At 74.1% G+C, this 14,007-nt stretch carries 10 protein-coding genes, 2 tRNA genes and 2 pseudogenes; 12 read left to right on the forward strand and 2 right to left on the reverse strand.

Annotated elements, in window-relative coordinates:
- Positions 1–74 precede the first annotated feature (74 nt).
- The 8 genes and pseudogenes from ACZ53N_RS28320 (at position 75) to ACZ53N_RS28355 (ending at position 7,383) form a co-directional block, all read left to right on the forward strand.
- Positions 75–1,064, forward strand: a complete 990-nt coding sequence (locus ACZ53N_RS28320) for a phosphatase PAP2 family protein (protein ID WP_469143638.1) — start codon at positions 75–77, stop codon at positions 1,062–1,064.
- Positions 985–1,656, forward strand: a pseudogene (locus ACZ53N_RS28325) (hypothetical protein); the annotation flags it as partial. The gene ACZ53N_RS28320 and the pseudogene ACZ53N_RS28325, both read left to right, overlap by 80 nt.
- A 534-nt stretch (positions 1,657–2,190) precedes the next feature.
- Positions 2,191–2,727: pseudogene (locus ACZ53N_RS28330) on the forward strand (hypothetical protein); the annotation flags it as partial.
- 121 nt (positions 2,728–2,848) lie between these two features.
- Positions 2,849–4,429 carry a hypothetical protein gene (locus tag ACZ53N_RS28335; RefSeq protein ID WP_469143639.1) on the forward strand — a complete coding sequence of 527 codons (1,581 nt, stop codon included), beginning with the start codon at positions 2,849–2,851 and terminating at the stop codon, positions 4,427–4,429.
- A gap of 43 nt (positions 4,430–4,472) precedes the next feature.
- Positions 4,473–5,834 (forward strand): AAA domain-containing protein, encoded by a 1,362-nt coding sequence (locus ACZ53N_RS28340; protein ID WP_469143640.1) that lies wholly within the window; start codon positions 4,473–4,475, stop codon positions 5,832–5,834.
- Positions 5,835–6,019: 185 nt separating this feature from the next.
- Entirely contained in the window at positions 6,020–6,388 is a 369-nt protein-coding gene (locus ACZ53N_RS28345; protein ID WP_469143641.1) for a hypothetical protein, read from the forward strand.
- Positions 6,389–6,534: 146 nt separating this feature from the next.
- A complete protein-coding gene (locus ACZ53N_RS28350) occupies positions 6,535–7,221 on the forward strand; it encodes a bifunctional DNA primase/polymerase (RefSeq protein WP_469143642.1) in 687 nt (228 codons plus the stop codon).
- A gap of 88 nt (positions 7,222–7,309) precedes the next feature.
- Positions 7,310–7,383, forward strand: a tRNA-Lys gene (locus ACZ53N_RS28355).
- A 68-nt stretch (positions 7,384–7,451) separates the two neighbouring features.
- Here the strand turns inward: ACZ53N_RS28355 and ACZ53N_RS28360 are convergent.
- The gene (locus tag ACZ53N_RS28360; RefSeq protein ID WP_469143643.1) at positions 7,452–8,696 is read right to left on the reverse strand and encodes a M6 family metalloprotease domain-containing protein; all 1,245 of its coding nucleotides are present in this window, start codon (positions 8,694–8,696) and stop codon (positions 7,452–7,454) included.
- A gap of 364 nt (positions 8,697–9,060) precedes the next feature.
- Here ACZ53N_RS28360 and ACZ53N_RS28365 point away from each other — a divergent pair, with 364 nt between their 5' ends.
- Positions 9,061–10,845 (forward strand): putative bifunctional diguanylate cyclase/phosphodiesterase, encoded by a 1,785-nt coding sequence (locus tag ACZ53N_RS28365; RefSeq protein WP_469143644.1) that lies wholly within the window; start codon positions 9,061–9,063, stop codon positions 10,843–10,845.
- A 258-nt stretch (positions 10,846–11,103) separates the two neighbouring features.
- On the opposite strand, the gene ACZ53N_RS28370 is transcribed toward ACZ53N_RS28365, so the two are convergent.
- Positions 11,104–12,201: an LLM class flavin-dependent oxidoreductase gene (locus ACZ53N_RS28370; protein ID WP_469143645.1), complete on the reverse strand. Its 1,098-nt coding sequence runs from the start codon at positions 12,199–12,201 to the stop codon at positions 11,104–11,106.
- A 271-nt stretch (positions 12,202–12,472) separates the two neighbouring features.
- Here ACZ53N_RS28370 and ACZ53N_RS28375 point away from each other — a divergent pair, with 271 nt between their 5' ends.
- The 3 genes from ACZ53N_RS28375 to ACZ53N_RS28385 all read left to right on the forward strand — a co-directional run bounded on the left by ACZ53N_RS28375 (position 12,473) and on the right by ACZ53N_RS28385 (position 13,970).
- A complete protein-coding gene (locus ACZ53N_RS28375; RefSeq protein ID WP_469143646.1) occupies positions 12,473–13,231 on the forward strand; it encodes an IclR family transcriptional regulator in 759 nt (252 codons plus the stop codon).
- A gap of 107 nt (positions 13,232–13,338) precedes the next feature.
- Positions 13,339–13,412, forward strand: a tRNA-Lys gene (locus ACZ53N_RS28380).
- Positions 13,413–13,559: 147 nt separating this feature from the next.
- Complete coding sequence (locus tag ACZ53N_RS28385) at positions 13,560–13,970, forward strand: hypothetical protein (protein WP_469143647.1); 411 nt, start codon at positions 13,560–13,562, stop codon at positions 13,968–13,970.
- The last annotated feature ends 37 nt before the right edge of the window (positions 13,971–14,007 follow it).

Below are 14,007 nucleotides of genomic sequence, written 5' to 3' on the forward strand. Positions count from 1 at the left end.
TGCGAGCCAAGTGGCTTACACCGTACGGTTGCATGCGCGCTTGTTGGCCGCCTGAACAAATGGAGAGCGTCCGGATGTACCGCACCGCACCACTCGGGAAGCGGCCGCGCTGGTGGACCGAGCTGCCGCTGATCGCCGTGGTGTACGCCGCGTACTCGGCGGGGCGGCTGCTGGTCCGGGGAGACGTGCAATCAGCCGTCGACCACGGCCTGTCAATTCTCGATCTTGAAAAAACGTTCCGAATAAACTTCGAACACCCGCTCAACCGGCTGTTCACCGAACACGCCTCCCTCGGCATACCCGCCGACTTCGCCTACGCGTCGCTGCATTACCTGCTCACCCCCGCGCTGCTTGTCTGGCTCTTCAAGCGCCGCCCGGCCGATTACCGTCCGCTGCGGACGTGGCTGATGGTCTCCACCCTCATCGGGCTGATCGGCTTCACCCTGCTGCCCACCTGCCCGCCCCGGCTGCTCGACCCCGGCTACGGGTTCGTCGACACGATGGCCCAGTACGGCTCCTACGGCTGGTGGGGCGGCGAGGCCAGTGCCCCGCGCGGGCTCGGCGGGATGACCAACCAGTACGCGGCCATGCCCAGCCTGCACGTCGGATGGGCCCTGTGGTGCGGCGTCGTGCTGTGGCGCTACGGCCGTACGACCTGGGCGAGGATCGCGGGCGTCGGCTACCCGCTGGCCATCACCGTCATCGTGATGGGCACCGCCAACCACTACTTCCTGGACGCCGTCGCGGGCGCCTTCGTGATGGGCGTCGGCTTCCTGCTGGCCCGTCCGGTGCTGCGGCTCGCCGAACGGATCCGGAGCCGCTTCCGGGCCACGGCCGGCACGGAAACCACCGAGACGCCCGCGAGTGTCAGTGGCGGGTGCGACACTTCGGCGGGTACAGCGCTTCCCCGGTCGACGCCCTCCGGAACAGGGGCCCCGAGGGACCGATCGGGGGCGCCGGAGCGACATCGCGAGGCGGACGCCAGTGACCAGATCCCTCGACAGCCGGCCCGCGGCGGGGCCGTCGACAGCCACCCCGACGGGGCTGCGGCAGCGACTCGCTGACCTGCGCGGCCCGGCCGTCGCACCGCACCCGCTCGACGCCCGCGCCCTCGCGGCGCTGGCCGCCAATCCCGGCTGTCACCGCCGGGCGCTGCTCGACGGCGCCGGGATCGACAAGGGCGCGCTGGCCCGGGCCCTGGGATCGCCGGCGACCTTCGGACAGTCGCAGTTCGCCTTCGTCCGGGGCAACGCCTTCGAGGCCCGCGTCAAGGGCGACGGCGGCGCCGAGTTGATCCGTCTGCTGCGGGAGCGGCTGGGCGAGGGCCCGCAGGAGCCCGGCCCGGACCCCGCCCCGGCCCCCGATCTGTCGGCCGTCGGGCCCGAGGGCCGCGCCGCCCGTACGGCCCTGGCCCTGCGCGACGCCACGGCCGCCGGCCGCTGGACGCTGTTGGACCACCCCCTGCTGGCCCTCCCGGTGGCCGGCACCCCGGTCTACCTGGAACCGGACGCGGTGGTCGTCCACCCCGACGGCAGCTGGACCGTCGTGGAGATCAAGTCCTTCGCGATGATCGACGGCGCGGCCGACACGGCGAAGGTGGGCGCGGCCGCACGGCAGGCGGCGGTGTACGCCTTGGCTCTGGAGGACGTGGCGGCCCGACTGCCCGAGCCCAATCCCTCCGGGCGGGGCGACGACGAGGACGGGCCGGTGGCGCGTCCGCCGGGGCACGGGGACGACACGGTCGACAGGACCGGCGCCCACACCCGCCCGGACGCCCGGCCGGGCCTCGCGGATCTGCCGCTGATCCGCCGGGGTGCCGCGGACACCGGGCCCGAGCCCCTCCCGGCCGACCGGGAAACCACCGCGGCACAGCCGCACGACCACCAGGACCACCCGGCCGACGAGACCGGCGCCCCCACCTCCGCGGATGCCCGGGCGAGTGCCACAGGTCTGCCGCCGGCACCCCAGGGCCACACGGGCGACCTGCTGAGCACCGCGAACCGGCCGCCGGCCCACCAGGAACACACGGGCACCCGGCCCGAGGCCCGCCCGGACCATCGGGACCACACCGCGGCACGGCTGCCCGGCCACCAGGACGACGCGGGCGGTGAGATCCCCGCCCACCAGGACGCCACGGCGACCCGGCACCCCGCCGTCGTGGACGGTGCGGGGCGCGGTCACCCCGAGGACGCCCCGGCCACCGGCCGGGCCCGCGTGCGGCATCACGTCCTGCTGGTCTGTCCCAAGGACTTCTCCAACCTGCCCGCCGCCGAGCTCGTCGACGTACGCAAGCAGCTGGCCACCACCCGCCGTCAGCTGGCCCGGCTGACCCGGGTCGAGGACATCGCCGCCGCGCTGCCCGCCGACACCACCTTCGATCTGCGTCTGGCCGACGACGGCCGGACCGCGACCCGGCCCGCCGCGGAGCTGGCGACCGCCGTCGAGTCGGTCGGCGCGGCCTACGCCCCGGAGTGCCTGGCCGCGTGCGAGCTCGCCTTCCACTGCCGGGCGCGGGCCCGTGCGGCCGGTGCGGTGGAGACGCTGGGCCGTGGGGTGCGCGGCGAGCTGGGCGCGCTGACCACGGTCGAATCGGTCCTCTCCGCCGCCCTGGGCGAGACGGGCGACGCCGCCGATCCCACCGTCTCCGCGCTCCGCCGCGCGGCGGCGCTGCGCGTGGAGGCGCTGGGCGCCTGCGGCACCGGACCGGCCGCCGGAGGCGCGTCGTGACCCGCCCGGCGACGCGGGCCGGCGCACCGGCCGACGCGACCGGCGCCTCGAAGGACTGCCCGCCCGGGCGCCCCCCTCGCATGCCCGCCGCAGCGGCGCGGCGCACCCGTACGGAGGCCGCATGTCGTTGATCACCACGCTCGCGCGGCTCGAGGCCGTGCGGGAGGGGCGGGCGCGGCCGATGGCGACCGTGCGGCATCGGCATGTGGCGAAGCGGCCGCTCGTGTTCGTGCCGCTGACGACCGCCGGTGAGGCCGGGGCACCGCTCGGCGCGCTGGTCGGGACCGAGCGGGACGCGCCGCGGTTGCTGATGGTGGCGCAGCCCCGCGACCGGGATCTGCGGTCCGCGTTCCTCGCCGAGCTGGCCGAGGCCGTGCTGCCGTACATCGAGTCGTTCGCCGACGACGTCGTGCCGGAGCAGCGCAAGGAGACCGATCCGGAGACGGGCAAGAAGGTCCCGGTCGAGGTCGAGCTGTGCGCGGACGCCCCGCAGTTGCTGGTGCCGAGCGGCGCGGGCGTCGAGTACGTACGGCTGCTGGGGCGGTCCATGCGGTTCCGCCGTACCGCCGAGCAGGATCCGGAAACCCCCTACCCCGCTCCCCCGCGCGTGCCGCTGCTCGGCCGCTGGCTGACGCACTTCGGCGAGCGGGCCCGCGTGCCCGGCTCGTCGCTGCTGCTGCCGATGACGCAGCTGCTGGGCCGCCACTGGGCGACCGGCCAGTCGAACCTCGAGGACCAGCACCTGGCCGCGCTGCTCGCCTGGATCGATCCCCCGGCGGGGACGACGGGCGCGGAGGCGGCCGTCCGCGCGGAGCTCGGGCGCGGCCCGGACGGGCTGCTGCTCTGTCCGCCCGCCGGCCCGTCCACCGACCCGGTCTTCGACAACAAGCGGCTGGCGCCCGCCGTCGCCCGCTACGACCGGGCGCGCGCGGAGGCCCTGGAGGCGGGCCCGTACCACCCGTCCGCGCGGGATGCGCTGGCCGGCGCCGAGCGCGAGATCGGCGCCCTGCTCACCTCGCAGCTGCGCCCCACCTGGGACGCCGTGTGGCGCGGCGTCGATCTGCTGCGTGCCCTCCCGGAGGGGGCCAGGGTCGGTGAGCGGTGGAAGCGGGACCGCTGGTCGTACACCGCGCACCGCGACCGCGTACGGGCCGGGGAGCCGCCGCAGCCCAAGCGGGACGACGCGGTGACGGCGGCCCGCAAGCTCGCGGCGCGGGAGACCGCGCAGGCACAGCTGGACGCCCAGGAGGCGCTGGACGATCCGCTGGTCATGGCGGCGCGGCGGCTGGCCGGCGAGGCCTTCGCGGGCGAGGTCACCGAGGTGGTCATGGAGTATTCGGACGCGAAGGTCCCGCGCCCGCGCCCGCTGGTCACGGTCCGTACGGACGACGGCCCGCACGTCGCCGAGGGGGCGAAGGTGCACCGCGCGCTGGCGGACGGCAAGGCGCAGTCGGCCGAGTTCGTCGCCCAAGCGGCGGGCGCGCTCACCGTTCGGCTGACCGGTGGCATGGGCCGGGGCAAGGTCCCCGACCCGGGGTCGGTGCCGGTCCCCGGTGACCACGTGTGCTGGACTCTGTTCGAGCACGCTCCCCGGGGCGGCCCGGAGCTGCCCGACCCCGAGCGGACGCCCTGGACCCACGGCGGCCCGCCGGGCACGCACGAGGACGGCCCCGACCCGGTGACCGCGGAGGACATTCTGTGACCGAGTACCGGATGCCGCCCGCCCCTGCCCGGCGGGTGGCCCCGTGACCCTGCGAGCACCCCGCACGGCCTCGTTCGACCCCGCGGCGGCGGCCGGCGCCGCGACGGACGCGATCCTGCGGGACACCCTGCACAGCCCGCACCGCGGCGTCGTCGTGGACTCCCCGCCGGGTGCGGGCAAGTCGACGCTGGTCGTACGAGCCGCACGGGAGCTGGCCGCCGCCGGCCGGCCACTGATGATCGTCGCGCAGACCAACGCCCAGGTCGACGACCTGGTGCTGCGGCTCGCCGAGCAGGACCCGGAGCTGCCCGTCGGGCGGCTGCACAGCAGCGACGCGCGCCCTTACGACCCGGCGCTCGACGCTCTCGCGTCCGTCGTGACGTCCGCGAAGGCAGCGGAGCTCGCGGGGCTCGACATCGTCGTCTCCACGGCCGCGAAGTGGGCGCACACCAAGGTCACCGAGCCGTGGGGCCACGCGATCGTCGACGAGGCGTATCAGATGCGCTCGGACGCGCTGCTCGCGGTGGCCGGGCTGTTCGAGCGGGCGCTGTTCGTCGGCGACCCGGGGCAGTTGGACCCGTTCAGCGTGGTGGGCCCGGACGGCTCGGCCCAGTGGGCGGGGCTGTCGTACGACCCGTCCGCCAGCGCGGTGACCACGCTGCTGGCGCACAACCCCGAGCTGCCCCAGCACCGGCTGCCGGTGTCCTGGCGGCTGCCCGCGTCCGCCGCGCCGCTCGTCTCGGACGCCTTCTATCCGTACACGCCGTTCCGCAGCGGCACCGGCCACGGCGACCGGCGGTTGTCCTTCGGCGTCCCCTCCGACGGTTCCGGCCCGGACCGGGTGCTGGACGAGGCGGCCGAGTCGGGCTGGGGCCTGCTGGAGCTGCCCGCCCGCCACACGCCCCGGACGGACCCGGAGGCGGTCGGTGCGGTGGCGCAGGTGGTACGGCGGATGCTGGACCGGGGCGGGGTCGCGACGAGCGAGCGGTCGCCGGACCCGGTGCCGCTCACGGCGGACCGGGTCGCGGTGGGCACGGCCCACCGCGACCAGGCCGCGGCCGTCCGGGCAGCGCTCGCCGGGCTGGGGGTGTCCGGCGTCACGGTGGACACGGCGAACCGGCTGCAGGGCCGGGAGTTCGATGTGACGGTGATGCTGCATCCCCTGTCGGGGCGCCCGGACGCGACGGCGTTCCACCTGGAGACGGGCCGGCTGTGCGTGCTGGCCTCCCGGCACCGGCACGCGTGCGTGGTGGTGTGCCGGGCGGGGGTCGACCGCCTGCTGGACGAGCACCCGTCGGCGGAGCCCGTGCAACTGGGGGTGACGGTGAAGTTCCCGGACGGGTGGGAGGCCATGATGTCCACGTGGGACCAGTGGTCCGACCACCGAGTGACATGGCGACCCTGAACAGCGGCCGCACCCCCTGGCCGCCGGGGCGGCCAACGGAAACAGCCCGGACGGGCATGGCGCCCGTAGCCGCAATCGCCGTAGGAACCCCTGGCCGAAACCGCACCGGGAACCCCTAGCCCGTGGGCGTACTTGCGCGGCGCAGGACAATGGATGGCGGTGGAGACGATCCTGGAGGTATGTACATGTGCGAGCCGCAGTCGGCTGCCGACGCGCGCGGTGGGAGTGTGCCGCGCCGCCTGAAACCCGCGCAGCTGCTCTTCGAGCCGCCCGAGGCCGTCGCGGATGCCGAGCACTTCTTCGACCTGGAGTCGATCGAGGACCCGCGCGAGCTGCTGGCCCGCTCCACCGAGCTGGCGCTGGCCTTCCGCGCGGCGGCCGACCGGGCGATCGAGTACCAGGCGGTGGCCGCCGCCCAGCTCGCCGACCCCCGGCGCTTCGACCGGCTGCCCACCGCCGTGATCGCGGCGCGCGCCGAGTGGAGCGAGGACTACACGAAGAAGATGGTCGAGTTCGGCCGTGACCTGCTGCGCAGCGGCAGAGCGGTCGACTGACCGCCCGGTGGCCACGGCGGCCCATGGTCCTCGATCATGGGCCGTTGGCATATGCGGCGCACAAACTAGCGCACCCCTTGTCGCCTTGTCCCGTGTTCGGGCAACTCCTGGCGGCGGCACCGGAAATGGCGCTGAATATAGGACCCATGAGCTCCTGGCCGCACGACCCGCGCCCCGCCCGCCCGCACTCCCACGCCTCTCGTCACCAAGCCCCTCATCAAGCCCCTCACCAGGCCCCTCATCAGGCCCCCCAGCAGTCTCCGCACCGCGCGACCGCCGCCTACGTCACCCTCGCCGGGGCCGACTGGCTCGCCTCGGCCAGCCCCTTCCCGCAGAGCGTCCACGCCCTGTGGTGCGACCAGCCGAGCGCACCGGTCGTGCTGCCCTGTGGCACGGCGTTCGACGTGATCAGCGCGCCGGCGCTGTTCGGGCGCCGGTTATTGGACCGCTTATGGTCCGCGGGCCCGGGCTCCGGCCCGGTCGCCGCCCAGCGTGGCCGGCTGCTGCTGTTCGCCGCCCCCGGCACCGCCCAGCGGCTGCCCGCGCTGCTCGCCTGGGAGGAGTGGTCCCGCGCGGTGCCGCCGTTGTTGTGTCACGGCAAGGGCGACGCGGTGACCGCCCCCGCGCTCTATCCGCCGGGCGAGGAGGAGCCGACGGCCCCCGTCTCCCGCTGGCTGGTGGCCCCCGAGGTGCGGCACCCCTGGCTCCCGGGCCCGGAGGTCCTGCTGTGGGCGTGCGTACGGGCCGCCCGCGAGGGGGCGACGACCGAGTCCGCAGGTGGGGGCGGTGCCGAGGCGGCACCCTTCGCCACGCCGACCCCCGTGCCCCGCTGACCGCGCGGGCGCCGGGGCTCCCGCCGGGCCCGGCTTTATGGATTTTCGTTCCGCCGGAGCAGGGTGCTAAAGTCTTCCACGTCAGCAGGCGCCGCTAGCTCAGTTGGTTAGAGCAGCTGACTCTTAATCAGCGGGTCCGGGGTTCGAGTCCCTGGCGGCGCACCGACAGTCGAAGGCCCTCACCAGTGGTGAGGGCCTTCGTCGTGTCCGGGTCCGATGTCAAGGGCGTCTCACTCGCGCTCCACCGCGACCGTCCACGCCCCGTCGGCCGTCCGGGCCCGCACCTCCACCCGCACCCCGTCCGGGCCCGTCGACAGGGACTCCCCCGCGCGCAGCGGCGCGTCCGCCAGCGGCGGGTAGACGGACTCGCCCCAGCAGGCCTGGCTGTCGGGGTGCGCGTCCAGCACCTGGACGGGCCCGCCGCCGGAGGCGGTGTCGCTGAGCACCCGGTAGACCAGCACACCCTCGGAGCAGGTGGTGGTGTCGTTGCCGGACGCGCCGCGTGCCTCGATGACGATGGCGCTCGTCTCGCCCGTACGGACCACGATCATCCGGGTCCGGGAGTCGATGCCGGGCCGCATCGGGGCCTCCAGCGAGTGGAGCGTGTGCAGGCTGCTGCCGGAGGACCGGACACAGCGGACGTGCCGCGAGGTGAGCCAGCCCAGCTTCCACTTGTGCCAGCCGAAGGGGTCCGAGGCGAGCCCGAACTGGCTGCCCATGAGGTCCCAGTCCCCGACGTGGGTGTCCCAGTCGCCCTTGCCGTCCGTGGGCCGGTGGTAGAGGTCGGGCAGGTCCAGCACGTGCCCGGTCTCGTGGGCGAGGACGTTGCGGTCCGGCGGGTGGTGTTCGAAGACGGTGACGATGCGGCGCAGCACGGTGCCGTCGACCCGGACGGGCCGGTCGAGGTTGACGACCTTCGTCGCGTCGGAGTCGACGCCCGGGGCGTCGGGGTCGGCGACGAGATAGACGAGGTCGTAGTGGGAGAAGTCCACCGCGCGGTCGGCGGCGGCGATGGCGTCGCGCAGATAGGCGCCGCGCCGATCGCCGTCCCAGTCGCGCTGTATCCGGTACGAGCCGGCCGATCGCGGCATGCGCAGCCAGCGGTTCACGGCGTGGGGGTGCAGCGAGAACCGTCCGTAGGAGGCCCGGTCGAAGAAGCGCGAGGTGCCGGGGAAGTGGTCGGCCGCGAGCTGGGCCGGGGTGGTGCGGGGACGGGAGCCGGGGAAGGACAGGAAGACCATGACGGCGTCGAGGTGGCCGACGGGGCGGGGGTAGGCCGGGTTCCAGCTGTCGAGACCCTCGGAGTGGTGAGCCTGGCTGCGGGGGAGCGCGCACGGACCGCCGGGCCCCGCCGCCTGCGCCGGTCCGGCGACGACGGTCGTGGCGGCGATCGCGCACATCGAGGTGACCACGGCTCCGGCGCGGCGCCAGCGCGGCTGCCGGTCCACTCCCATGGGTGTCTGCGGACGCACCACGTCGACCTCCGGAGACGGATTCGGGACACCTCACCCACCCTCTGATTGTTTGTGGTGATATGCCCTGTTCCACTACCCCAGTCGAGTGACTAAGCCGACTTCTGGGTACATCACACTCAGTCACTGACGGTCAATCGAGAAGACGCGGCCACCCGGACTCAGGCACGAGCGCGCACGGTCATGCAAAAACGGACAAACCAGAGACGGCGGTTCGGGCGCTCACGGGAGGGCCGCTGGAACGGTCCTTGCGCGAGCCCTATGATCGCCACATTTCCAGCACGGGATACCCCCGACAGGGCGGTCATATGCCGCGTTTTCGACCACGCGTACGAGAGCCACGAGAACCAAACGAAACCAGTGCGGAATGAATGCCACGTGGGAGCGAGCGGTGAGCGGAACCCTCGACGGCCAGGGCGGCACGCCCGGTTCAACGCCTCCAGTCGTCACGCAACGTAACGTACCTTCGAGCGATTTCCGTGCCGCCTTCCATGCCGCGCGGCTGGGCATGGCCGTCGTCGGCCGTGATGGACTCGTACGCACCGCCAACGACGCGCTCGGTGCGCTGCTCGGCACCGACCCGGCCCGGCTGGCCGACTCCCCCGCGGCCGACTTCACCGGCCTGCGCGAGGACGCCCGCACCTGGAGCGAGTACCGCGAGGTGCTGCTCGGCCGCCGCGACCGGCTGCATTGCACCCGTCGTCTCAGACACCGCGGCGGCCAGGGGGTGTGGGCGGAGGTGACCCTCACCCAACTGCCCGACAGCCGCGAGACGCTGCTGTCGGTCGCCGACATCAGCGACCGGCGGGATCTGCGGGCCAGGCTGCGGCACTTGCGGATGCACGACCCGGTCACCCGGCTGCCCAACCGGAGCCTGTTCTTCGAGCGGCTGGCCGCGGCGCTCACCGCGGCGGTCGTCGCCCGGGACGGCGGCGGCCGGATCGGGCTGTGCTATCTCGACCTGGACGGCTTCAAGGCCGTCAACGACACCCTCGGCCACCGGGCCGGCGACCGGCTGCTGGGGCTGGTGGCCCAGCGGCTGAGCGAGTGCGCGGCACCCGACGGCCACCTGGTGGCCCGGCTCGGCGGCGACGAATTCGCGGTGCTGGTCGAGGACTCGGCGGGCACCGAGCAGCTCGTCACCCTCGCCGCGGCCGTACTGTCGGCGCTCCAACGGCCGTTCGACGTGGCCGGACAGCGGCTGTCGGTGTCGGCGAGCATCGGCGTCGTCGAGCGCCCGGCGGCCGGTACGCACGCGACGGAGCTGATGCAAGCCGCGGACACCACCCTGTACTGGGCGAAGGCCGACGGAAAGGCCCGCTGGACGCTCTTCGACCCGGAACGCAACGCCCATCGGATGACCCGCCAGGCCCTCTCCAGCACCCTGCGGCCCGCCGTCGAGCGCGACGAGTTCGTCCTGCAGTACCAGCCGCTGGTGGGGCTGGACGACGGGATCGTGCGCGGGGTGGAGGCGCTGGTGCGCTGGCGCCATCCGCAGTTCGGCACCCTGGCCCCCAACCGGTTCATCGGCCTGGCGGAGGAGACGGGGGCGATCGTGCCGCTCGGGCGCTGGATTCTCGCGACGGCCTGCCGTCAGGCGCGCCGCTGGCAGCTCGACCACCCCGAGGAGCCGCTCGTCGTCAGCGTCAATGTCGCGGTGCGCCAGGTGTGGGACTCCGACCTGGTCACGGACGTGGCCCGGATCCTTGCCGAGACCGGACTGCCGCCGCACCTGCTGCAGCTGGAGCTGACCGAGTCCGCGCTGATGGGCTCGGCGGGCCGCCCGTTGCAGCAGCTCCAGCAGCTCAGCGACATGGGCGTCGCCATCGCCATCGACGACTTCGGCACCGGTTATTCCAACCTCGCCTACCTCAGCCGGCTCCCGGTCTCCACCCTCAAGCTCGACGGGTCGTTCGTGCACGGCTTCCGTGCGGACGAGCACCCCAACCCGGCCGACGAGACGATCGTCGAGGCACTCGTCCAGCTCGCCCACCGGCTGGGGCTCACGGTGACGGCGGAGTGTGTGGAGAGCGCGGAGCAGGCGGAGCGGCTGGGGCGGATCGGCTGCGACACCGGCCAGGGGTGGTTCTACTCCCGGCCGGTGCCGGCCGACCGCATCTCGGCGCTGCTGCGCACGGGGGTACGGCCTTGAGGTAGTGGTCCTCAATCGCCGGACGGGCCGGCGGCTGGGCTCAGCCACATCAGCCCGTCCGGCGCTTGAGGACGCGCCCGCAGGGCGCCATGCCGCCGCGGGCGGCGAAACGGGCCGTCAGCCGAAGAACCGCCGGACAGGCTGAACGGCTGAGCCCAGCCGAAACCAGCCCGTCCGGCGCTTGAGGACGCGCCCGCAGGGCGCCCGCCGCCGCAGGCGGCAAAGACGGCGCGCAGCCGAAGATCCGCCGGACAGGCCCTACGCGTCCGGCAACCCGTACGCGTCCGCGATCAGTTCATAGCTGCGCAGCCGAAGCTCCGGCGTATGCGCGTTGGCCGTGAGCATCAGCTCGTCGGCACCGGTCCGCTCGACCAGGGCGTCAAGGCCCGCGCGCACCTCGTCCGGGGTGCCGAAGACGACGTTGCGCAGCCAGTCGTCGACGAACTCCCGCTCCGCCGCGCCGAAGTCGTACCCCTCGGCTTCCTCCGGCGTCGGGACCAGCCCGGGGCGGCCGGTGCGCAGCCGCAGCATCGCGAGCGCCCCGGTGAGGACCTGGCGGCGGGCCTCCTTCGGGTCGTCGGCGGCGAACGCCTGGACGCCGATCTTGGCGTACGGGCGGTCGAGGATCCCGGAGGGCCGGAAGGAGTCGCGGTAGAGCTGGAGCGCCGGGACGGTGTTCGCCGCGGAGAAGTGGTGCGCGAAGGAGAAGGGCAGGCCGAGGGCCCCGGCGAGCCGTGCGCTGAAGCCGGAGGAGCCGATCAGCCAGACCGAGGGCCGGTCCGCCCGCTGCACCCCGCCGGGCACCCGGCCCTGCACGGGACCGGGGACGGCGTGGATGCGGGCGTAGCGGTGGCCGTCGGGGAAGTCGTCGTCCAGGAACCGCGTCAGCTCGGCGAGCTGCTGCGGGAAGTCGTCCGCCCCCTCCCGCAGCCGGTCCGAGCGGCGCAGCGCGGCGGCGGTCGCGCCGTCCGTGCCGGGCGCCCGGCCGAGGCCGAGGTCGACGCGGCGGGGAGCGAGGGCCTCCAGGGTGCCGAACTGCTCGGCGATCACCAGGGGGGCATGGTTGGGCAGCATGACGCCGCCGGAGCCGAGGCGGATCCGGTCGGTGTGTGCCGCGAGGTGGGCCAGGATGACGGCCGGGGAGGAGCTGGCCACGCCGGGCATCGAGTGGTGCTCGGCCACCCAGAAGCGGTGGTAGCCCCGGCGCTCGGCGAGCCGTGCCAGCTCGACCGTGGTGCCCAGCGCCTGCCGGGCGGTCCGGCCGCTGCCGACGGTCGCCAGGTCCAGTACGGACAGCGGCACCGGCGCGCTTCCCTTGGGCTCGGCCCGGATGATGTCGTCCCGCTCGTCGGCCACGGTGGCTCGCCTCCCTGGTTGGCGCTGCGTCTGGTCGCTCGCGCCGCGCGGGGTGTCCCGCACGTCGCGCCCAGCCCAACCGGAGCTCGACTCCGCTTATTCCCGGCCGCACCACGGGCCCCCCTTTTATGACGTCGGCATATGCCGTTGGGCCGCATCGCTGGACAGGCGCCCGACACCCCGGTCCAACTCCTCAACACCCGCTCCCGAAGGACCCTTTCGCCTTTATCGTGGAGAGCGGATACTCGCTGGAAACCGCTAGGGGGAAACCGTGGCGCTCAAGCCCGAGCCGACCGCGCCGTTCCACTCGGTGCAGTACGCCCTGCGCGTGCTGGAGACGGTCGCAAAACACTCCGGCGGCGTCACCGAGGTCCAGATCGCGCGCGAGACCGGCCTGCCCGCCGGCCACCTCGCGCATCTGCTGCTGATGCTCCGCCGCGAGGACTACGTGGAGCGGGTCGGCGACGGCGCCTACGTCATCGGTGAGTCCCTGGTGCTGCTCGGCTCCGGCGGCGACCGCGCGAAGGCCCTGGAGCGCAAGCTCCAGCAGTCGCTGTTCGCGCTGCGCGATTCGCTCGGCGCGGCCGTCTACCTGAGCCGCTACATCGACGGCGAGGTCAGGATCACGCAGTACGCGGACGGCCCGCACACCCCCAAGGTCAACGAATGGGTCGACTTCCGCTCCGCCGCGCACGCGAGCGCGCTCGGCAAATGCCTGCTCACCCAGCTCGACCACGACGACCGGCGCGACCATCTCTCGCGCCACAAGACCGCCCGGCTCACCTCCCGGACGATCACCAATGAGCAGGTCCTCTTCCGCAAGCTCGACGCCCAGCCCGCGACCGTCCCCGTCCTCGATCTCCAGGAGTACGCGGTGGGCACGGTCTGCGCCGCCGTCCCGATCACCGCCGGGCACTCGGTCGGCTGTCTCGCGCTCTCGCTCCCGCTGGCACACGCCCACCGGCTGCGGCAGGCCGCCGAGACGCTGAACCGGAAGGCGGCACCCCTGCTGCTGTCGATGTCCCTCTGAGTGCCCCCGAGTCCCTCTGACGCGCGCGAGGAGGGGGCGGGAGGGGCCCCGGCGACGGGTGGTTCGGAGCACCCGTTCGGACCGGGTATTATTTTCTCTGTCAGCAGGCGCCGCTAGCTCAGTTGGTTAGAGCAGCTGACTCTTAATCAGCGGGTCCGGGGTTCGAGTCCCTGGCGGCGCACCGACAGACGAAGGCCCTCACCGATGGTGAGGGCCTTCGTCGTGTTCCCGGAGGGTTCTCGGGAGGGCGCTGCTCCGACCGGCCGCCGTAGCATGGGGGCCGCGGCGGGCCCTGCCGCGCGCGACCGGGACCGGGAAGGAGGGCCACGTGCCGCAGCACCGCCGTCCGACGGCTACCGGGCTGCTCCTGCTCCTCCTCGCGGTCCTCTCCGGCCCGGCGTCGGCCGGACCGGTCCTGACCGGTGTGATCCCGTCCGTGTACGCGCGGGCGGCGAGCGGCACCACGGCCGCAGCCCCCGAGGACACCCGGCCGGAGATCCACGCCGCCCACGCCGCCCGGGCCGAATCCGGCGACGCGGGCGGCACGTGCCGCCCGCAGGACCTCCCGCAGGGGGGCGCCGAGGCCGTCGTCCCCGCCGGGCACGGCGACCCGCTCACCGCACCCGCCGCGGCCCGCACCGCACCCCCGGCCGCGCTCCCGCCGCGGGCCACCGCGCCGAGGTCGCCGCCCGCCCCCGTCGCCGGCTGCGCCGAGCTGCTCCCCGTCCTACGGATCTAGACCCGCCCACCACGGCCCGCCCGGGCCGTACTCCGGC

The organism is Streptomyces sp. NPDC033229, assembly GCF_055576875.1.

What these genes read in the sequence shown, in the direction of transcription:
- ACZ53N_RS28365 (WP_469143644.1), top strand. Translation starts at nt 9,061, where the DNA reads ATGAATGCCACGTGGGAGCGAGCGGTGAGCGGAACCCTCGACGGCCAG.
- ACZ53N_RS28350 (WP_469143642.1), top strand. Translation starts at nt 6,535, where the DNA reads ATGAGCTCCTGGCCGCACGACCCGCGCCCCGCCCGCCCGCACTCCCAC.
- ACZ53N_RS28345 (WP_469143641.1), top strand. Translation starts at nt 6,020, where the DNA reads ATGTGCGAGCCGCAGTCGGCTGCCGACGCGCGCGGTGGGAGTGTGCCG.
- ACZ53N_RS28320 (WP_469143638.1), top strand. Translation starts at nt 75, where the DNA reads ATGTACCGCACCGCACCACTCGGGAAGCGGCCGCGCTGGTGGACCGAG.
- ACZ53N_RS28335 (WP_469143639.1), top strand. Translation starts at nt 2,849, where the DNA reads ATGTCGTTGATCACCACGCTCGCGCGGCTCGAGGCCGTGCGGGAGGGG.